Origin of the sequence: Hydrogenovibrio sp. JE_KL2, from assembly GCF_009296185.1 — a bacterium.
Lineage (GTDB): Bacteria > Pseudomonadota > Gammaproteobacteria > Thiomicrospirales > Thiomicrospiraceae > Hydrogenovibrio.
Genome location: NZ_WBJR01000006.1, coordinates 1 through 16,039, shown reverse-complemented (window position 1 = coordinate 16,039; position 16,039 = coordinate 1). Strand labels below are relative to the sequence as shown.

At 41.0% G+C, this 16,039-nt stretch carries 30 protein-coding genes and 1 pseudogene; 1 reads left to right on the top strand and 30 read right to left on the bottom strand.

What is annotated here, in order from left to right:
• The first annotated feature begins 5 nt into the window (after positions 1-5).
• Positions 6-791 carry a DUF2927 domain-containing protein gene (locus tag F8R13_RS10290; RefSeq protein ID WP_152834272.1) on the top strand — a complete coding sequence of 262 codons (786 nt, stop codon included), beginning with the start codon at positions 6-8 and terminating at the stop codon, positions 789-791.
• Between the two features lie 28 nt (positions 792-819).
• Here F8R13_RS10290 and F8R13_RS10285 read toward each other — a convergent pair whose 3' ends face one another.
• From F8R13_RS10285 to tuf, 30 genes and pseudogenes are all read right to left on the bottom strand, one after another.
• On the bottom strand, positions 820-1,542 hold the full coding sequence (locus tag F8R13_RS10285) for a ThiF family adenylyltransferase (protein ID WP_152834270.1): 723 nt from the start codon (positions 1,540-1,542) through the stop codon (positions 820-822).
• Positions 1,529-2,299: a TatD family hydrolase gene (locus F8R13_RS10280; protein WP_152834268.1), complete on the bottom strand. Its 771-nt coding sequence runs from the start codon at positions 2,297-2,299 to the stop codon at positions 1,529-1,531. The genes F8R13_RS10285 and F8R13_RS10280 overlap by 14 nt, the downstream gene beginning before the upstream one ends.
• A 32-nt stretch (positions 2,300-2,331) precedes the next feature.
• A complete protein-coding gene (gene rplQ / locus F8R13_RS10275) occupies positions 2,332-2,715 on the bottom strand; it encodes a 50S ribosomal protein L17 (protein WP_152834266.1) in 384 nt (127 codons plus the stop codon).
• 16 nt (positions 2,716-2,731) lie between these two features.
• A complete protein-coding gene (gene rpoA, locus F8R13_RS10270; protein WP_029910476.1) occupies positions 2,732-3,712 on the bottom strand; it encodes a DNA-directed RNA polymerase subunit alpha in 981 nt (326 codons plus the stop codon).
• A gap of 25 nt (positions 3,713-3,737) precedes the next feature.
• Positions 3,738-4,358, bottom strand: a complete 621-nt coding sequence (gene rpsD / locus F8R13_RS10265) for a 30S ribosomal protein S4 (RefSeq protein ID WP_152834264.1) — start codon at positions 4,356-4,358, stop codon at positions 3,738-3,740.
• Between the two features lie 17 nt (positions 4,359-4,375).
• Positions 4,376-4,765 carry a 30S ribosomal protein S11 gene (rpsK, locus tag F8R13_RS10260; protein WP_029910482.1) on the bottom strand — a complete coding sequence of 130 codons (390 nt, stop codon included), beginning with the start codon at positions 4,763-4,765 and terminating at the stop codon, positions 4,376-4,378.
• Positions 4,766-4,786: 21 nt separating this feature from the next.
• Positions 4,787-5,143, bottom strand: a complete 357-nt coding sequence (gene rpsM, locus F8R13_RS10255; protein ID WP_029910486.1) for a 30S ribosomal protein S13 — start codon at positions 5,141-5,143, stop codon at positions 4,787-4,789.
• A gap of 106 nt (positions 5,144-5,249) precedes the next feature.
• A complete protein-coding gene (gene secY, locus F8R13_RS10250) occupies positions 5,250-6,566 on the bottom strand; it encodes a preprotein translocase subunit SecY (RefSeq protein ID WP_029910489.1) in 1,317 nt (438 codons plus the stop codon).
• Positions 6,567-6,568: 2 nt separating this feature from the next.
• Complete coding sequence (rplO, locus tag F8R13_RS10245; protein WP_152834262.1) at positions 6,569-7,003, bottom strand: 50S ribosomal protein L15; 435 nt, start codon at positions 7,001-7,003, stop codon at positions 6,569-6,571.
• 1 nt (position 7,004) lies between these two features.
• Positions 7,005-7,193 (bottom strand): 50S ribosomal protein L30, encoded by a 189-nt coding sequence (gene rpmD / locus F8R13_RS10240; protein WP_029910501.1) that lies wholly within the window; start codon positions 7,191-7,193, stop codon positions 7,005-7,007.
• 1 nt (position 7,194) lies between these two features.
• Positions 7,195-7,704, bottom strand: a complete 510-nt coding sequence (gene rpsE, locus F8R13_RS10235) for a 30S ribosomal protein S5 (RefSeq protein ID WP_029910503.1) — start codon at positions 7,702-7,704, stop codon at positions 7,195-7,197.
• A gap of 14 nt (positions 7,705-7,718) precedes the next feature.
• Positions 7,719-8,072, bottom strand: coding sequence for a 50S ribosomal protein L18 (gene rplR, locus F8R13_RS10230; RefSeq protein ID WP_029910505.1), 354 nt, complete (start codon positions 8,070-8,072; stop codon positions 7,719-7,721).
• A gap of 15 nt (positions 8,073-8,087) precedes the next feature.
• Positions 8,088-8,621 (bottom strand): 50S ribosomal protein L6, encoded by a 534-nt coding sequence (gene rplF, locus F8R13_RS10225; RefSeq protein WP_152834260.1) that lies wholly within the window; start codon positions 8,619-8,621, stop codon positions 8,088-8,090.
• Between the two features lie 12 nt (positions 8,622-8,633).
• Positions 8,634-9,029, bottom strand: a complete 396-nt coding sequence (gene rpsH / locus F8R13_RS10220; RefSeq protein ID WP_152834258.1) for a 30S ribosomal protein S8 — start codon at positions 9,027-9,029, stop codon at positions 8,634-8,636.
• Positions 9,030-9,041: 12 nt separating this feature from the next.
• Complete coding sequence (gene rpsN, locus F8R13_RS10215) at positions 9,042-9,347, bottom strand: 30S ribosomal protein S14 (protein ID WP_152834256.1); 306 nt, start codon at positions 9,345-9,347, stop codon at positions 9,042-9,044.
• Between the two features lie 12 nt (positions 9,348-9,359).
• Positions 9,360-9,899 (bottom strand): 50S ribosomal protein L5, encoded by a 540-nt coding sequence (rplE, locus tag F8R13_RS10210; RefSeq protein ID WP_029910514.1) that lies wholly within the window; start codon positions 9,897-9,899, stop codon positions 9,360-9,362.
• A 14-nt stretch (positions 9,900-9,913) separates the two neighbouring features.
• Positions 9,914-10,228 (bottom strand): 50S ribosomal protein L24, encoded by a 315-nt coding sequence (gene rplX, locus F8R13_RS10205; protein ID WP_152834255.1) that lies wholly within the window; start codon positions 10,226-10,228, stop codon positions 9,914-9,916.
• Between the two features lie 10 nt (positions 10,229-10,238).
• Positions 10,239-10,607 (bottom strand): 50S ribosomal protein L14, encoded by a 369-nt coding sequence (gene rplN, locus F8R13_RS10200; protein ID WP_029910519.1) that lies wholly within the window; start codon positions 10,605-10,607, stop codon positions 10,239-10,241.
• 143 nt (positions 10,608-10,750) lie between these two features.
• A complete protein-coding gene (rpsQ, locus tag F8R13_RS10195; RefSeq protein ID WP_152834253.1) occupies positions 10,751-11,014 on the bottom strand; it encodes a 30S ribosomal protein S17 in 264 nt (87 codons plus the stop codon).
• 2 nt (positions 11,015-11,016) lie between these two features.
• Positions 11,017-11,205, bottom strand: a complete 189-nt coding sequence (gene rpmC / locus F8R13_RS10190) for a 50S ribosomal protein L29 (protein ID WP_152834250.1) — start codon at positions 11,203-11,205, stop codon at positions 11,017-11,019.
• Complete coding sequence (gene rplP / locus F8R13_RS10185; protein ID WP_029910528.1) at positions 11,206-11,619, bottom strand: 50S ribosomal protein L16; 414 nt, start codon at positions 11,617-11,619, stop codon at positions 11,206-11,208.
• A 14-nt stretch (positions 11,620-11,633) separates the two neighbouring features.
• Positions 11,634-12,320 (bottom strand): 30S ribosomal protein S3, encoded by a 687-nt coding sequence (gene rpsC / locus F8R13_RS10180; RefSeq protein ID WP_152834248.1) that lies wholly within the window; start codon positions 12,318-12,320, stop codon positions 11,634-11,636.
• Positions 12,321-12,331: 11 nt separating this feature from the next.
• Positions 12,332-12,664, bottom strand: coding sequence for a 50S ribosomal protein L22 (rplV, locus tag F8R13_RS10175; protein ID WP_152834246.1), 333 nt, complete (start codon positions 12,662-12,664; stop codon positions 12,332-12,334).
• Between the two features lie 11 nt (positions 12,665-12,675).
• The gene (rpsS, locus tag F8R13_RS10170; RefSeq protein WP_029910537.1) at positions 12,676-12,951 is read right to left on the bottom strand and encodes a 30S ribosomal protein S19; all 276 of its coding nucleotides are present in this window, start codon (positions 12,949-12,951) and stop codon (positions 12,676-12,678) included.
• Between the two features lie 11 nt (positions 12,952-12,962).
• A complete protein-coding gene (rplB, locus tag F8R13_RS10165; RefSeq protein ID WP_152834244.1) occupies positions 12,963-13,793 on the bottom strand; it encodes a 50S ribosomal protein L2 in 831 nt (276 codons plus the stop codon).
• Between the two features lie 13 nt (positions 13,794-13,806).
• Positions 13,807-14,103, bottom strand: a complete 297-nt coding sequence (gene rplW, locus F8R13_RS10160; RefSeq protein ID WP_152834242.1) for a 50S ribosomal protein L23 — start codon at positions 14,101-14,103, stop codon at positions 13,807-13,809.
• Positions 14,100-14,720, bottom strand: coding sequence for a 50S ribosomal protein L4 (rplD, locus tag F8R13_RS10155; protein WP_152834510.1), 621 nt, complete (start codon positions 14,718-14,720; stop codon positions 14,100-14,102). Before rplD ends, rplW begins: the two co-directional genes overlap by 4 nt.
• A 10-nt stretch (positions 14,721-14,730) precedes the next feature.
• Positions 14,731-15,369, bottom strand: a complete 639-nt coding sequence (gene rplC, locus F8R13_RS10150) for a 50S ribosomal protein L3 (protein WP_152834240.1) — start codon at positions 15,367-15,369, stop codon at positions 14,731-14,733.
• Positions 15,370-15,433: 64 nt separating this feature from the next.
• On the bottom strand, positions 15,434-15,745 hold the full coding sequence (gene rpsJ, locus F8R13_RS10145; protein ID WP_029910554.1) for a 30S ribosomal protein S10: 312 nt from the start codon (positions 15,743-15,745) through the stop codon (positions 15,434-15,436).
• Between the two features lie 146 nt (positions 15,746-15,891).
• Positions 15,892-16,039 (bottom strand): annotated as a pseudogene (gene tuf / locus F8R13_RS10140) (elongation factor Tu); the annotation flags it as partial.

Genomic DNA, 16,039 nt, shown 5'->3' with positions numbered 1-16,039 from the left:
ACACTATGAGAAAGTTTTGGCGAGTTCCAGCTGTTTTTCTTACTCTATTTCTCTTGGGTAATACGGGTAATACCAATCTCTACGACTGGCAAAAGCCAGATTACATAGAGAAAGCGTTTGTTGAAATCACCTTAAAGGACGAGTATCGAGCAACGGATATGCATCTGAGAAAGTGGACTTCTCCAATTCGTTACTATATCGATTTCTATGGCTTAAAACCCTATCCTTTGGCGATAAACATGATTAACGCTCATATGCGCCAATTAACCCATATCACCCATCATTCCATTGCGCAAACGCACATCAAGCAAGAGGCAAATCTCATCATTTACCTCTCAAAAGACCGTGACTATAAAACCGTCATCGAAAAATATACCGGTAACAAGGTTCAGGACCTATCCAGAGAAAGTAATTGCATGGGAACATTCAAGCAGAGCCAATCTCATGTCATTATTGGCGCAACGGTTGTTATCCCCATTGACTACGCCATGTCACAAGGACTGTTGCCATCCTGCATTGTTGAAGAGTTAACACAAGTCATGGGACTCCCGAACGACTCCGACTGGGTTTACCCATCGGTGGCCAATGATGTCAGTAAAGTGGAATTGCTTTCCGGACTGGACTATCTATTCCTAAAAATGCTCTACTCCCCGCAGCTAAAACCAGGAATGAACCTAATAGAAACGAAAAAAGTCGTCAAAAAATTGATCAGAGAGTTTCAACAGCAAGGCCTGATCAAAAGAGCAAACATGAAAGTCAGACAAGAAGGCCTCTACCCGCTTCTATACTAACTTAAGTAACTTGATTTGTGCAGACAAGCTAGGCCGTCAAGTCTTGAATGACCTTACCCGCAATCATCAAGCCAAATAAACCCGGCATATAACTTGCCGTACCATTCACGACGCGTCCTCTTGCCCCCTCAATCGACTCCATTGGCCCAGGGGCTTTGGGAAGCTCCGTTGAAAAAACAACCGTCAAACCTTTTCGATACCCTTGCTTTCTCAATCGTTGCCTGACTTGGCGTGCCAATCCACACGTATGGGTTTTATTTAAATCGGTCATTATGATTTTTGTTGGGTCGACCCTTCGCCCAGCTCCCATGCTGGCGATAACTTTATAGCCTTTTTGAAGAGCTATTGAAACCAGATTAACTTTGCAATTCAAGCTATCTATAGCATCCACCACGTAGTCGTAGGGGTGACTAAGCAATCCATCCATATCTTCCGGTTTCAAAAAGCTCTGAATAACCTCAACATCACAATCTGGATTAATGTCCAAAATACGTTGTTTCATCACAACGGCTTTGTTTTGCCCCAATGTAGAGTTTAAGGCGATAATCTGACGATTTATATTAGACGGGGAAACTTTATCATGATCAACAATAGTCAATTTGCCAACACCAGCTCGTGCCAATGCTTCGATAACAAAACCGCCAACCCCACCAACTCCGGCGACAAGTACATGCGAATGGATTAGTGAATTCATTCCATCTTCACCAAATACCAGCAAGCTGCGTTCGAATAGTGGATTATTCAACATCATGATAATTCAATCCCAAAATTAACCTAGCGGAGTTGTAAGTTGTACTCACAACCTCTTCCAATGAAACCATTTTGATAGCTGCAATGCGTTCCGAAATAGCTTGCAGGCGTTGTACTAAACTCATATCGGCACCGACTTTTACATAGGGGGCGTCCGTTTCAAGCACAAGCGAATCGAGTGGCGCATACTTTACCAGTTTTTCATATTTAGTCGACTGAAGATTTAATATCTGAGAACCAATCCCTAGCTTGTACCCCATATCAACAAAAGGCTTGGCTTGCTCATGCGAACCAGAAAAACCGTGCATGACCGCACGTTCAATATTATTGCCCTTTAGTTCGGATAAAACAGCATCAAACGCCTTTCTACAGTGAATAGATAGTGACAATCCTTTCCTGACTGAAAGCTCAACTTGAGCGGCAAAGTAGCGCTCCTGTATTGATCGCGTTAACAAATATTCCGCTGCAAAATCCAAGCCTATTTCACCAAGAATCCTTATGTGTTCCGAGTTGACTAGTTCATCAAGTCTCATCAAATCATTTTCAAATGAATTGAGATCGTGAACATACCAAGGATGAACACCCAGCGCAGGGTAAATATTTTGATAATGAGAACAAAGATCAATGTTCGGCGACCAATCACTCGGTGACTTTGAAACTGACAGGAGCTCTATATTGGAAAGTAAAGAGGTAAGGCTTGTGATGGTATCGATGTCAAAATCGATGAAGTGGCAATGTGTATCAAATAACTTTGGCATATAAAAAAGCCAGCTTGCGCTGGCCTTAAAACTTAAGCTTCTTCAGTTGCTTCCACTACTGGACGATCAACCAATTCTACATAAGCCATAGGTGCATTATCACCATCACGGTAGCCGCATTTCAAAATGCGAATGTATCCACCTGGACGAGACTCATAACGAGGCCCCAAATCAGTGAACAATTTTCCTACCGCAGCTTTATCACGCAAGCGCGAAAAAGCAACTCTTCTGTTATGCACACTATCCTGCTTAGCCAGAGTAATTAATGGCTCAGCAATGGTGCGCAACTCTTTTGCTTTCGCAACAGTTGTTTTAATCACTTCGTGCTCAATCAAAGAAGCCGACATGTTTCTAAACATTGCCTTGCGATGTGAACTATTGCGATTTAATTTACGACCACTTTTACGATGACGCATGAGTGTTTCCTTTAAATTATGCTGACTCTTTGCTGACCAAGCTTGAAGGTGGCCAGTTTTCGAGTTTTGTTCCTAAACCAAGACCTCTTTGTGCAAGCACGTCTTTGATTTCCTGCAAAGATTTTTTACCTAAATTAGGTGTTTTCAATAAGCTTGATTCTGCTCTTTGTACAAGATCGCCGATATAGTAAATCTGCTCAGCTTTCAAGCAGTTTGCTGAACGAACAGTCAATTCCAAATCATCTACTGGTTGTAGATAAATAGGATCAAATTCGTTTTCTTCTTCTTCTTGTACAACGATCTCTTTATGCTTCAGATCAACAAACGCAATCAACTGATAATGTAATACAGTCGCTGCTTGTTTGATTGCATCTTCAGGATCAAGAGTTCCATCAGTTACAACATCAAGAATTAATTTGTCTAAGTCTGTTCTCTGCTCTACACGTGCATTTTGCACTTCATAGCTTACAGTTTGAACAGGGCTGAAACTTGCATCCAGTTTCAATGACCCGATAGAGGTATCATCAGACTGTACCGATGCACGATAACCAATTCCCTTTTCCACTTTTAAAGTCATTGACAACTCAGCGCCTTCGCTTAAGTGAGCAATAACCAAGTCTGGATTCATAACTTCAGTATCATGATTTAGCTGAATATCGCCAGCAGTCACAACAGCTGGACCTTTCTTGCTTAGAGTTAATTCAGCTTCAGAGCTTTCGTTTAATTTAATAGAAACCTCTTTTAAATTAAGAAGAATCTCTAAAACATCTTCACGTACGCCTTCAATTGACGAGTACTCATGAAGTACACCATCAATTTGTGCTTCTACAATCGCAGCACCTGGCATTGATGATAAAAGAATTCTTCTTAGAGCATTTCCAAGCGTATGTCCAAAACCACGTTCTAATGGCTCTAAAGTGACACGGCTATGAAAACCATTTACTTTTTTGATATCTACTAAACGTGGAGTCAGTAGCTGCTCTAGCATTTCTTGCATGAGAAGTTATCTCCGTTTCAAAGGGTTACTTAGAGTAAAGCTCTACAATCAAGTTTTCAGAAATATCTGAAGATAAATCAGTACGATCTGGTACAGATTTGAAAACACCTTCAAACTTAGAGGTATCAACTTCTACCCAGCTAACGTTACCTGCTTGTGCACTCAATTCTAATGCAGTTGCAATACGAGACTGATTGCGTGATTTTTCTCTTACGCTGACAACATCTCCTGCTGAAACTTCAAAAGAAGGAATGTTAACAGCCTGTCCGTTTACTTGGATTGCCTTGTGAGAAACCAACTGACGAGCTTCAGCTCTTGTAGAAGCGAATCCCATTCTGTAGACAACGTTATCAAGTCTTGATTCTAGAATTTGTAGAAGGTTAACACCTGTTGAACCTTTACGACGATCCGCTTCTTTATAGTAAAGACGGAACTTCTTCTCAAGAACGCCATAGATTCTACGAACTTTTTGTTTTTCTCTTAACTGTAAACCATATTCGGTAACACGCTTACGACCAGCACCATGCTGACCAGGAAGCTGATCGATCTTACATTTTGATTCGATGCTACGAACACCGCTCTTCAAAAATAGATCAGTACCTTCACGGCGAGACAGTTTACACTTTGGACCAATATATCTAGCCATCTATCTACTACCTCTAATTAAACGCGACGTTTCTTAGGTGGACGACATCCGTTATGAGGGATTGGTGTTACATCAGCAATAGATGTAATTTTGAAACCAACGCTGTTCAATCCTCTAACGGCAGAATCACGTCCTGGCCCTGGGCCTTTAACCATAACGTCCATATTTTTAACACCATACTCTGTCGCTAGCTGACCCGCTTTCTCTGCAGCAACCTGTGCTGCAAAAGGAGTGCTTTTACGCGAACCACGGAAACCACTACCCCCAGCAGTAGCCCAACAAAGAGCATTACCTTGACGGTCGGTAATCGTCACAATGGTGTTATTAAAAGTAGCATGAACATGCGCAACTGCATCAGTTACGACTTGTTTGGCCTTCTTTTTAACACGAGTTTTTGCTTTTGCCATATCTATTCTCTAAATTAGTGCTTAACGCTTAATAGGCTTCTTAGGACCTTTACGGGTACGTGCATTTGTCTTAGTACGTTGTCCTCTTAATGGAAGACTACGACGATGACGAATACCACGGTAACAACCCATATCCATAAGACGCTTAATGTTCATAGAAACATCACGTCTCAAGTCACCTTCAATTTTGTAATTCGTTACTTCTGCACGCAGAGCTTCTAACTGATCTTCAGTTAGATCTCGAACCTTAGTAGTTGGATCCAACTTTACAGCATCACAAATTTTTTGAGCTGTTGTTTGACCAACACCGTAGATCGATCTTAATCCAATAACAATATGCTTGTTTTGTGGAATATTTACGCCGGCAATACGAGCCATTTTGCGCTCCTTAACTATCCATCTACCGAAAAACGAGCAATTATACTCATTTTCACTTTAAATTACTAGCGATAATTTGAAGTAAATGTTTGACACTTAAATCAAATTACCTTCCTTTTAAATTTGCTTTCTTCATCATGTTTTCATATTGCCCTGATTGCATATGAGCTTGGACGTTTGTCATAAAGTCCATAACAACCACAACGATAATCAACAGGGATGTGCCGCCAAAATAGAACGGTACATTCCAATACAAAATCAAGAACTCTGGCAACAAACAGACCAAAGTAATGTAAATCGCTCCAGCAAGAGTCAATCTACTCATGACTGAATCTAGCCTTTTTTCGGTAGCCTTGTAAGGAGGGATACCCTTCAAGAACGCCCCTGATTTTGCTAGATTATTTGCTATTTCTTTTGGATCAAATACGATCGCGGTATAAAAGAAACAAAAGAAAATAATTGCCGCGGCATAAGCCAGAATATATAAAGGCTGACCTGGAGACATCGTTGTTGCAATGTCTTTCAACCACCCCATATTTTCAGCTGAACCAAACCAACCACCAAGGGTTGCTGGGAACAGAATAATGCTTGACGCAAAAATTGGAGGAATAACACCCGCCATATTTAGCTTTAAAGGCAAATGGCTTTGCTGACCACCATAAAGTTTTCTGCCTCTCATCTGCTGTGCATAATGGATAGGCAATCTTCTTTGACCTCTTTCCACAAAAACAACAAATGCGATAACAAGAAATACAAGAATCAACAGAACAAATGCAGTAATTGCATGCATCGCACCTGTATTAACTTGCTCAAAAGTTCCACCTAGTGCTTTAGGAAGCCCCGCAACAATACCTGCAAAAATGATCAGCGAAATACCATTTCCAATCCCTCTCTCAGTGATTTGCTCTCCAAGCCACATCAAGAAAATCGTCCCACTCACCAACGTTGTAACTGCAATTACCTTAAACCAAATTCCTGGTTCAAGCACAACTGCCATACCGTTGATGTTTTGAGACTCCAATGCGATGGAAACACCTAGAGCTTGGAACGTTGCCAACACCACAGTACCATAACGAGTATATTGGGTGATTTTGCGACGACCAGCTTCACCACCTTCTTTCTTTAACTGTTCCAAAGAAGGCGATACTACCGTCAATAACTGCATAATAATGGATGCAGAAATATAAGGCATGATTCCCAAAGCTAGGATTGATAAACGCTGAAGGGCACCTCCAGAAAACATGTTAAACATGTCTAGAATAGTGCCCTTTTGTTGCTCGAACATTGCAGCTAGTGCAACGGGATCAATTAATGGAACAGGAACATGCGTTCCCAATCTGTATACAATCAACGCTCCCAAAACGAAAAATATTTTTCGGCTTAGCTCGTTGGCGCCAGAGTTATCAATTGATCTCGTTTTCATAATTAAGCTTCTACTGTTCCGCCTGCAGCTTCAATTGCAGCTTTAGCTCCAGCAGTTGTTCTAATGCCAGATAACTTAACTGCCTTAGTGATTTCACCAGTATTGACAACTTTTACTGATTTAATGTTGTCTGCAACTAAGTCAGCCGCTTTGATTGCAGCCAAGTCAATTACATCAGCATTAACTTTAGTTAAATCATCTAAGCGAAGTTCCGCAACAAAACGGGACTTTCTTGAAGTAAAACCAACCTTTGGCAAACGACGTTGCAAAGGCATTTGTCCACCTTCAAATCCGATTTTTGGCATCCCACCTGAACGAGACTTCTGACCTTTGTGACCACGTCCAGCCATTTTTCCGTTACCGGAACCTTGACCACGACCTTTACGCTTAGCGTCAGTTTTTGCACCTTCAGCAGGTTTTAAACTATTCAAATACATCTTAAGCTTCCTCTACTTTTAGCAGATAGGAAACTTTATTGATCATGCCACGATTTTCTGGCGTATCAATAACTGTTACAGTTTGGTGCATTCTTCTTAGACCCAAACCAGATACACAAGCTTTGTGTGCTGGCAAACGGCCAATAGTGCTTTTAACCAAAGTAACATTCAACGTTTTCTTATCTGACATATTACTCACCTAAAATTTCTTCAACAGATTTGCCGCGCTTTGCAGCAATCATGTCTGGGCTACTCATGCTAGTTAGTGCATTTACAGTTGAACGAACAACGTTAACTGGGCGCGTAGTACCAACACATTTTGCCAATACGTCTTTTACACCAGCAGCTTCCAACACCGCACGCATCGCACCACCTGCGATGATACCTGTACCATCAGAAGCAGGAAGCAATACAATGTTTGCAGCACCTTGTTTAAAGTTGATTGGGTATTGAAGAGTTGCTCCGTTTAGATGAACATCTTTCATGTTACGACGCGCTTTTTCCATTGCTTTTTTAATTGCAACAGGAACTTCGCTCGCTTTACCACTTCCGTAACCAACACGACCTTCTCCGTCACCTACAACAGTAAGTGCAGAAAAACCGAATACACGTCCACCTTTTACTACTTTAGCAACTCGGCGAACAGATACCAATTTTTCGATAAGACCGTCTTGACCTTCTTGCATTTCTTTTGAAGACATCGTTATCCCTTCTCTTAAAATTGAAGACCGTTTTCACGGGCTGAATCTGCTAGTTCCTGAATACGACCGTGGTATTTAAATCCAGATCTATCAAATGCAACAGACTCAATACCTGCCGCTTTTGCTTTTTCAGCAATAGACTTACCAACGATTTTGGCAGCATCTTTATTCCCACCAAAACCAACTTCTTTTTTAATATCCGCTTGTACTGTTGAGCTAGCAGCAATAACGGTAGTACCGTCTGCAGAAATAATTTGAGCATAAATGTGCTTAGGTGTGCGATGTACGCACAAACGAGCCACTTTCTGTGCAGACACTTTTGCTCTAATTTTTTTAGCTCTACGTAGTCGGGTAGTTTTCTTATCCATATCTTTTCCCAACCTTTACTTCTTCTTAGCTTCTTTACGAAGGATCCACTCATCAGAGTACTTAACACCTTTACCTTTATAAGGCTCAGGCGGACGATAACCTCTAATTTCTGCGGCTACTTGACCAACAACTTGCTTATCAGCACCCTTAACTACGATTTCAGTTTGAGAAGGAGTTTCTACTGTAATCCCTTCTGGAAGCTCGTGATTAACTGGATGAGAAAAACCTAGGGTCAAGTTAAGAACTTTACCTTGTGCTTGCGCACGGTAACCAACACCGACCAAATTTAGACGCTTTTCAAAACCTTCTGTTACACCAACAACCATGTTGCTGATAATTGATCTTGCCGTACCAGCTTGTGCCCATCCTGTTTTGGTTTCAGTTTTAGGAGAAACATTAACAACTCCATCATTAACATCAACAACAACAGCATCATTGAACACTTTAGTTAATGCACCCTTTGAACCTTTTACAGCTACTTCAGCACCATTAACTTTAATTTCCACACCTGCTGGAACAGCAATAGGAGACTTAGCGATTCTTGACATTGCGACTTCTCCTTATGCTATGTAACAAATGATCTCACCGCCAACTCCAGCACTTCTCGCTGCGCGGTCAGACATTACACCCTTAGAAGTTGAAACAATTGCAACTCCAAGGCCACCGATTACTTTTGGCAATTCATCTTTGTTTTTGTAAACACGAAGACCAGGACGACTAACGCGCTTGATCATTTCGATTACAGGCTTACCGTTGTAATATTTCAAATCCAAAACCAACTCAGACTTACCATCTTTTTCATTCACGCTATATGCATTCACATAACCTTCATCTGCAAGTACTTTAGCAACTGCAACTTTCACTTTAGATGACGGCATAATAACACTCGAATGTCCAGCCATCTGGCCATTTCGAATGCGAGTTAACATATCCGCTATTGGGTCAGACATACTCATATTATTTTATCCTTACCAACTTGCTTTTCTTAAACCAGGTACATCACCCTGCATAGCCAACTGTCTTAGCATATTACGTGACAACCCGAACTTTCTATACACGCCATGAGGACGTCCTGTCAAACGACAACGATTTTGTTGACGAACAGGTGAAGCATTTCTAGGAAGCTTATTCAACTTCTCAATTGCATCCATTCGCTCTTCAAAGCTCAAAGTCATATCAACAGATACCTTTTTAAGCTCGGCGCGTTTTGCAGCATATTTAGAAACCGTTTTTGCGCGTTTCTTTTCTCTTGCAATCATTGATTGTTTAGCCATAAGAAACCTCTATTACTTTTTAAATGGGAAATTAAAGGCTTCTAAAAGAGCTTTAGCTTCTTCATTAGTTGACGCAGTAGTAGTGAAGTTAATGTCCATACCACGAATTTTGTCAACCTTTTCGAATTCAATCTCTGGGAAGATAATTTGCTCTTTAACACCTAGGTTATAGTTTCCGCGACCATCAAATGCATTTGCCTTAACACCTTGGAAGTCACGCACACGAGGTAGAGCAATATTGATCAAACGATCAAGGAACTCGTACATTTTCTCGCCACGAAGAGTAACTTTACAACCAAGTGGATAACCATCACGAACCTTAAAGCTTGCAACAGATTTACGAGCAACTGTTCTCAATGCTTTTTGACCAGTAATCGCTTCCATATCAGCAACTGCATTATCAAGGAATTTTTTATCACCAATCGCTTCACCGACACCCATATTCACTGTAATTTTAGACAGTTTTGGCGCCTGCATTGGAGACTTGTAACCAAATTTCTCCATCAATTGTGGAAGAACTTGGTCCTTATATACTTTTTGTAATCTTGCCATATCTAAACCTACTATTAAGCGTCAACCGCTTTACCATTAGATTTAAAGAAGCGAACTTTCTTATCGTCCTCAACCTTAATCCCAACACGGTCAGCTTTCTTTGTCTCAGGGTTATACAGAGCAACATTTGATGCATCGATTGGCATTTCCTTAGAAACGATACCACCCTGCTCTCCTGTCATAGGATTTGGCTTAACGTGTTTTTTTGCTAAATTAATCCCATCTACAAGTAATTTACCGTTCTGCATTACGCGGGAAACCGATCCACGTTTTCCCTTATCTTTACCTGCAATAACGATAACCTCATCACCTTTTCTTAGACGATTCATCATTAATTCCTTATAAAACTTCTGGAGCCAATGAAACAATCTTCATAAAACGATCGTTACGAAGCTCACGAGTAACAGGGCCAAAAATACGGGTTCCGATTGGCTCCAGCTTTGCATTCAAAATAACAGCAGCATTGCCATCAAATTTAATTTTTGAACCATCTTGACGTCTAACACCAGAAGCTGTTCTTACAACAACCGCATTATAAACATCACCTTTTTTCACTTTTCCGCGTGGAGTTGCTTCTTTTACAGCAACTTTAATAATGTCACCAACACTTGCATAGCGACGCTTTGAGCCACCCAACACTTTGATACATTGGACTCTACGCGCACCGCTGTTATCAGCAACATCAAGCACAGTTTGCATTTGAATCATGATGGAACTCCATCCAAAATTATTTTATAAACAACACAAAAACCACCAAAGTAGCTAGTCCCTATCTGAAATAGGCTTGGCCACAATGGCGGTTTTAAAAATTTTGCGTATTATATCAAAATTTTTATCTTATGCAACCCTTATTACAGAGCTGCCTTTTCATCTACACTTACCAACGCCCATGATTTGTTTTTTGACATAGGCTTGCATTCTGCAATTGTTACCTTGTCGCCAACACCAGCAGCATTATCTGCATCATGTGCCATCAGCTTGGTAGATTTCTTAATAAATTTCTTATATTTAGAATGTTTAATAAAACGTTCGATAGAAACAACAATTGATTTTTCCATCCCGTTACTTACAACAACACCCTGCATTGTACGTGCTTTATTTTCTTGACCAGCCATTCCTATTTACTCACTTTTTCACGAATGATGGTTTTAACTCTTGCAACAGAACGACGAACTGTTTTCAATTGAGCTGTGTTTTTCAACTGACCAGTCGCATGTTGCATTCTCAAGTTAAATTGCTCTTGAAGAAGACCTAAAAGCTCTTCTCTAAGCTCTTCAACAGATTTAGTTTTTAATTCTGCAGTCATTTACATCACCGTTCTAGTTACAAATTGTGTTTTGAAAGGTAGCTTAGCTGCTGCTAGCTCAAATGCTTCTCGAGCAACTGTTTCATCAACACCTTGCATTTCATAAAGGACACGACCTGGCTGAATTTGGGCAACCCAATATTCAACAGAACCCTTACCTTTACCCATACGAACCTCAAGAGGCTTGTTGGTAATCGGCTTATCAGGGAAAACACGAATCCAAATTTTCGCACCACGGCGAACTTTACGCGTCATAACACGACGACCTGCCTCAATTTGGCGAGATGTCATACGACCACGCTCAACCGCTTTCAAACCGAACTGACCAAAGCTAACCTTGTTACCAACGTTTGCTAGACCACGGTTACGGCCTTTATGCATTTTTCTAAATTTTGTACGTTTTGGCATTAACATAACAAGCTATCCCCTTAATTACGAGCTTTCTTGGCTTTCGCCTGCTTCTTGTCATCACTTACCATAGAGATTTTTTCAAGTCTTTCACCTTTAAAGATCCAAACTTTTACACCAATCTTTCCGTAAGTTGTGTCAGCTTCGAAAGTTGCATAATCGATATCAGCACGCAAAGTGTGAAGAGGAACGCGCCCTTCTCTGTACCATTCCGCACGAGCAATTTCAGCACCGTTCAAACGACCAGAAACATTTACTTTAATGCCTTCCGCACCAAGACGCATTGCATTACCAACTGCACGCTTCATAGCACGACGGAATTGAATACGTTTTTCAAGCTGTTGAGCAATACTCTCAGCAACCAATTTCGCATCCAACTCAGGCTTTTTAATCTCTTCAATAGCAATATTTACTGGCATACCAGTTTTTGCCATCAAAGAAGCCTTCAATTTTTCAATGTCCTCACCTTTCTTTCCGATAACGACACCAGGTCTAGCTGTATGGATCGCAACACGAATACCATTAGCCACACGCTCAATATTAATTTTACTTACAGAAGCATGCTTCAACTTCTCACTAAGCTCTTTACGAATTTCAACATCACTGACAAGAAAATCAGAATAGTTTTTACTATCTGCATACCAGCGAGCATTCCAATCTTTGGTAATCCCTAAACGAATCCCAATAGGATGTACTTTTTGTCCCATACTGATTCTCCTTACTTATCGCCAACAGTGACTGTAATATGACTTGTACGCTTAAGGATGCGGTTTCCACGCCCTTTAGCTCTAGCTCTCATTCTTTTCATAACAGGAGCTTCGTCAACGTAAGCAGAAGTTACTTTCAACTCATCAATATCAGCGCCTTCATTATTTTCGGCATTTGCAATTGCTGAGTTCAGAACTTTACTCATCAGTTCGGCTGCCTTTTTATCGCTGAAAGCCAGGATATTAACAGCTGCCTCTACATCTTTACCGCGAATTTGATCTGCAACCAGACGCGCTTTCTGCGGAGAGATGCGGGCAAATTTATGTGTAGCACTTACTTGCATTTAATTTCTCCTTATCTCTTCGCTTTCTTATCGGCCGCATGACCACGGTAAGTACGAGTCATTGAAAACTCACCCAACTTGTGTCCAACCATGTTCTCAGAAACATATACAGGGATATGCTCTTTCCCATTATGAACAGCAATGGTCAACCCAATCATGTCAGGAAGAATTACAGATCTTCTTGACCAAGTTTTGATTGGACGTTTATTACCAGATTCTTGCGCCTCCATCACCTTTTTTGCTAGGTGATGATCTACAAAAGGTCCTTTTTTAACTGAACGTGGCATTCTGTCCTTCCTTATTTGCTGTTTCTACGACGTACAATCATGTTATTTGTACGTTTGTTACTACGTGTCTTCTTACCTTTAGTCGGAACACCCCATGGCGTAACAGGGTTACGACCACCAGAAGTACGACCTTCACCACCACCATGCGGGTGATCAACCGGGTTCATCGCAACACCACGAACAGTAGGACGAACACCTCTCCAACGTTTTGCACCAGCCTTACCAAGCTTTCTAAGCGCATGTTCTGAGTTACCTACTTCACCGATAGTTGCACGACACTCGGCAAGAATTTTACGCATTTCACCAGAACGCAATTTAACAAGTACATATGCACCGTCACGACCAGCGATTTGAACAGAGGCACCAGCACTTCTTGCAATTTGAGCACCCTTTCCAGGACGCATCTCAAGTGCATGAACAATGGTACCAACCGGGATATTTCTCAATGGAAGCGCATTACCAACTTTAATTGAAACCGCTTCACCAGATTCTACAACATCACCTGATTGAATGTTTTTTGGTGCCAAAATGTAAGCACGCTCACCATCTGCGTATTTCAACAACGCAATGTGCGCAGAACGATTTGGATCATATTCCAGACGCTCTACAGTCGCAGGAATACCATCTTTGCCACGTTTAAAATCAACTAAACGATAATGTTGCTTATGCCCACCACCTTGATGTCTTACAGTGATTCGACCATTTGCATTACGACCACCTTTCTTAGACTTTTTCTCCAAAAGCGCAGAATGTGGTTTACCTTTATGCAGGTCAGGCTCAACAATATTGACAACGAAGCGACGCCCAGGAGATGTCGGTTTTGCTTTTTTAATAATAGCCATCTACTTAACCCTCTTATTCCGCACCAACAAAGTCAATTTCTTGACCTGGAGCTAGGCGAACAATAGCCTTTCTGATGTCATTACGCTTACCAACACGACCCTTGAAGACTTTCTTTTTACCCTTGATGTTAATCATGTTTACTGATTGAACTTTTACATCAAATAATGACTCAACAGCCATCTTAACTTCAGGCTTTGTCGCATTCGGAAGCACTCTAAAAATATACTGCTCAGAAGCGTCAGCAAGTCTTGCAGACTTCTCAGAAACATGAGGAGCCAACAAAACCTTTAAAATACGTTCTTGACTCATCCCAAATTCTCCTCAATCTGCTTAACAGCTGCTTGTGTTACAACTACTGACTGAAAACCAACCAAACTAACAGGATCAAGTGAATTTACATCACAAACATCCGCGTTATAAAGGTTACGACAAGACAAATACAAGTACTCATCAAAACCCTCTGTAACAACTAGAGCATCTTTAATTTTCAATGATGCCAATTTGGCATTAAATTCTTTAGTCTTTGGCGCATCAACTTTAAAGTCATCAACAACCACCAAACGACCGCTTCTAGCAAGCTCAGAAAAAATCGAGCGCATTGCACCACGATACATTTTCTTATTAACTTTCTGAGAAAAATCGCGATTGTGACCAGGGAATGCACGACCACCACCAATCCAAACAGGGCTTCTAGACGTACCAGCACGAGCTCTACCAGAACCCTTTTGCGCCCATGGCTTAGCACCACCACCGCTCACTGCCGAACGATTTTTTTGACCTTTTGTACCAGAACGCGCACCTGCCATATAAGCAGTTACAACCTGATGCACAAGAGGTTCATTAAACTCAACACCGAAAACAGAATCAGACACACTCAATGCACCTGTTTCTTTTCCGCTTGATAATTCAATTAATTTCAAATCCATCATGCCCACCTTACTTAATTGCTTTGCGTACGATTACAGTACAGCCTTTCGCACCAGGCAATGCACCCTTGATCAAAAGCAATGAATTTTCAACATCAACCTTAACCAAATCAAGATTAAGCGTTGTTTGTTTTACATTACCCATATGACCGGCCATCTTCTTGCCTTTAAATACACGACCAGGCGTTTGGTTTTGACCAATCGAACCAGGCGCACGGTGAGACAATGAATTACCATGTGTAGCGTCTTGCATTCTGAAATTATGGCGCTTTACCGCACCTGCAAAACCCTTACCTTTGGTTGTTCCTGTAACATCTACTTTTGTTACATCTGTAAATTTTTCAACAGTAATCTCTGACCCCAATTCAAGACCTTCGATATCTGCATCATTTTCAAAACGGAACTCCCACAAACCAAGACCAGCCTCAACACCTGCTTTTGCAAAATGTCCAGCTTCAGGCTTAGAAACACGACCTGCGTGTTTTTTACCCATGGTCACTTGGATAGCATTGTAGCCATCCAATTGATCGTTCTTGATTTGAGTAATACGATTAGGAGAAACCTCCACAACCGTTACAGGAGTAGATACACCGTCTTCATTGAATATGCGAGTCATACCAATTTTGGTACCTACAACACCAATACTCATAACGTTACCTCATTATTATTGCCATTAATCATTACGATTGATGATTAACCTTAAAACCTTCGAATTAACGAAGCTCCAATTGAACATCCACACCAGCTGCCAAATCCAACTTCATCAAAGCATCAACTGTCTTATCAGTAGGATCAACAATATCTAGCAAACGCTTGTGCGTACGAATTTCGTACTGATCACGAGCATCTTTGTTTACGTGTGGAGAAATCAATACTGTAAAACGCTCTTTACGAGTTGGCATAGGAATTGGACCACGAACTTGCGCACCAGTTCTCTTTGCTGTTTCCGTAATTTCACGCGCAGATTGATCAATTAAACGATGATCAAACGCTTTCAAGCGAATACGAATATTTTGAGTCGCCATAACCATTTCTCTTATAACAAAAAAAAGAAAAGCAGCGGCTATTAAAAGCCACTGCTCAGTAGAGGGTGCGGATTATAGCAATAAATAATTAATTTTACAATTAATTTTCTTTGCCAACATCCGCTCGACAGGTGTATTAAAAATTCTTATTCAAGAATTTTAGCAACAACACCTGCACCAACTGTACGTCCACCTTCACGGATTGCGAAACGTAGACCTTCTGACATTGCGATCGGGTTGATCAACTCAACTGTCATTTGTACGTTATCACCAGGCATTACCATTTCTGTTCCT

Bases quoted from the DNA above. Each gene is read 5' to 3' on its own strand.
- F8R13_RS10290 (WP_152834272.1), top strand. From the start codon at position 6: ATGAGAAAGTTTTGGCGAGTTCCAGCTGTTTTTCTTACTCTATTTCTC.
- F8R13_RS10285 (WP_152834270.1), bottom strand. From the start codon at position 1,542: ATGATGTTGAATAATCCACTATTCGAACGCAGCTTGCTGGTATTTGGT.
- F8R13_RS10280 (WP_152834268.1), bottom strand. From the start codon at position 2,299: ATGCCAAAGTTATTTGATACACATTGCCACTTCATCGATTTTGACATC.
- rplQ (WP_152834266.1), bottom strand. From the start codon at position 2,715: ATGCGTCATCGTAAAAGTGGTCGTAAATTAAATCGCAATAGTTCACAT.
- rpoA (WP_029910476.1), bottom strand. From the start codon at position 3,712: ATGCAAGAAATGCTAGAGCAGCTACTGACTCCACGTTTAGTAGATATC.
- rpsD (WP_152834264.1), bottom strand. From the start codon at position 4,358: ATGGCTAGATATATTGGTCCAAAGTGTAAACTGTCTCGCCGTGAAGGT.
- rpsK (WP_029910482.1), bottom strand. From the start codon at position 4,765: ATGGCAAAAGCAAAAACTCGTGTTAAAAAGAAGGCCAAACAAGTCGTA.
- rpsM (WP_029910486.1), bottom strand. From the start codon at position 5,143: ATGGCTCGTATTGCCGGCGTAAATATTCCACAAAACAAGCATATTGTT.
- secY (WP_029910489.1), bottom strand. From the start codon at position 6,566: ATGAAAACGAGATCAATTGATAACTCTGGCGCCAACGAGCTAAGCCGA.
- rplO (WP_152834262.1), bottom strand. From the start codon at position 7,003: ATGTATTTGAATAGTTTAAAACCTGCTGAAGGTGCAAAAACTGACGCT.
- rpmD (WP_029910501.1), bottom strand. From the start codon at position 7,193: ATGTCAGATAAGAAAACGTTGAATGTTACTTTGGTTAAAAGCACTATT.
- rpsE (WP_029910503.1), bottom strand. From the start codon at position 7,704: ATGTCTTCAAAAGAAATGCAAGAAGGTCAAGACGGTCTTATCGAAAAA.
- rplR (WP_029910505.1), bottom strand. From the start codon at position 8,072: ATGGATAAGAAAACTACCCGACTACGTAGAGCTAAAAAAATTAGAGCA.
- rplF (WP_152834260.1), bottom strand. From the start codon at position 8,621: ATGTCAAGAATCGCTAAGTCTCCTATTGCTGTTCCAGCAGGTGTGGAA.
- rpsH (WP_152834258.1), bottom strand. From the start codon at position 9,029: ATGAGTATGTCTGACCCAATAGCGGATATGTTAACTCGCATTCGAAAT.
- rpsN (WP_152834256.1), bottom strand. From the start codon at position 9,347: ATGGCTAAACAATCAATGATTGCAAGAGAAAAGAAACGCGCAAAAACG.
- rplE (WP_029910514.1), bottom strand. From the start codon at position 9,899: ATGGCAAGATTACAAAAAGTATATAAGGACCAAGTTCTTCCACAATTG.
- rplX (WP_152834255.1), bottom strand. From the start codon at position 10,228: ATGAATCGTCTAAGAAAAGGTGATGAGGTTATCGTTATTGCAGGTAAA.
- rplN (WP_029910519.1), bottom strand. From the start codon at position 10,607: ATGATTCAAATGCAAACTGTGCTTGATGTTGCTGATAACAGCGGTGCG.
- rpsQ (WP_152834253.1), bottom strand. From the start codon at position 11,014: ATGGCTGGTCAAGAAAATAAAGCACGTACAATGCAGGGTGTTGTTGTA.
- rpmC (WP_152834250.1), bottom strand. From the start codon at position 11,205: ATGACTGCAGAATTAAAAACTAAATCTGTTGAAGAGCTTAGAGAAGAG.
- rplP (WP_029910528.1), bottom strand. From the start codon at position 11,619: ATGTTAATGCCAAAACGTACAAAATTTAGAAAAATGCATAAAGGCCGT.
- rpsC (WP_152834248.1), bottom strand. From the start codon at position 12,320: ATGGGACAAAAAGTACATCCTATTGGGATTCGTTTAGGGATTACCAAA.
- rplV (WP_152834246.1), bottom strand. From the start codon at position 12,664: ATGCAAGTAAGTGCTACACATAAATTTGCCCGCATCTCTCCGCAGAAA.
- rpsS (WP_029910537.1), bottom strand. From the start codon at position 12,951: ATGCCACGTTCAGTTAAAAAAGGACCTTTTGTAGATCATCACCTAGCA.
- rplB (WP_152834244.1), bottom strand. From the start codon at position 13,793: ATGGCTATTATTAAAAAAGCAAAACCGACATCTCCTGGGCGTCGCTTC.
- rplW (WP_152834242.1), bottom strand. From the start codon at position 14,103: ATGAGTCAAGAACGTATTTTAAAGGTTTTGTTGGCTCCTCATGTTTCT.
- rplD (WP_152834510.1), bottom strand. From the start codon at position 14,720: ATGGATTTGAAATTAATTGAATTATCAAGCGGAAAAGAAACAGGTGCA.
- rplC (WP_152834240.1), bottom strand. From the start codon at position 15,369: ATGAGTATTGGTGTTGTAGGTACCAAAATTGGTATGACTCGCATATTC.
- rpsJ (WP_029910554.1), bottom strand. From the start codon at position 15,745: ATGGCGACTCAAAATATTCGTATTCGCTTGAAAGCGTTTGATCATCGT.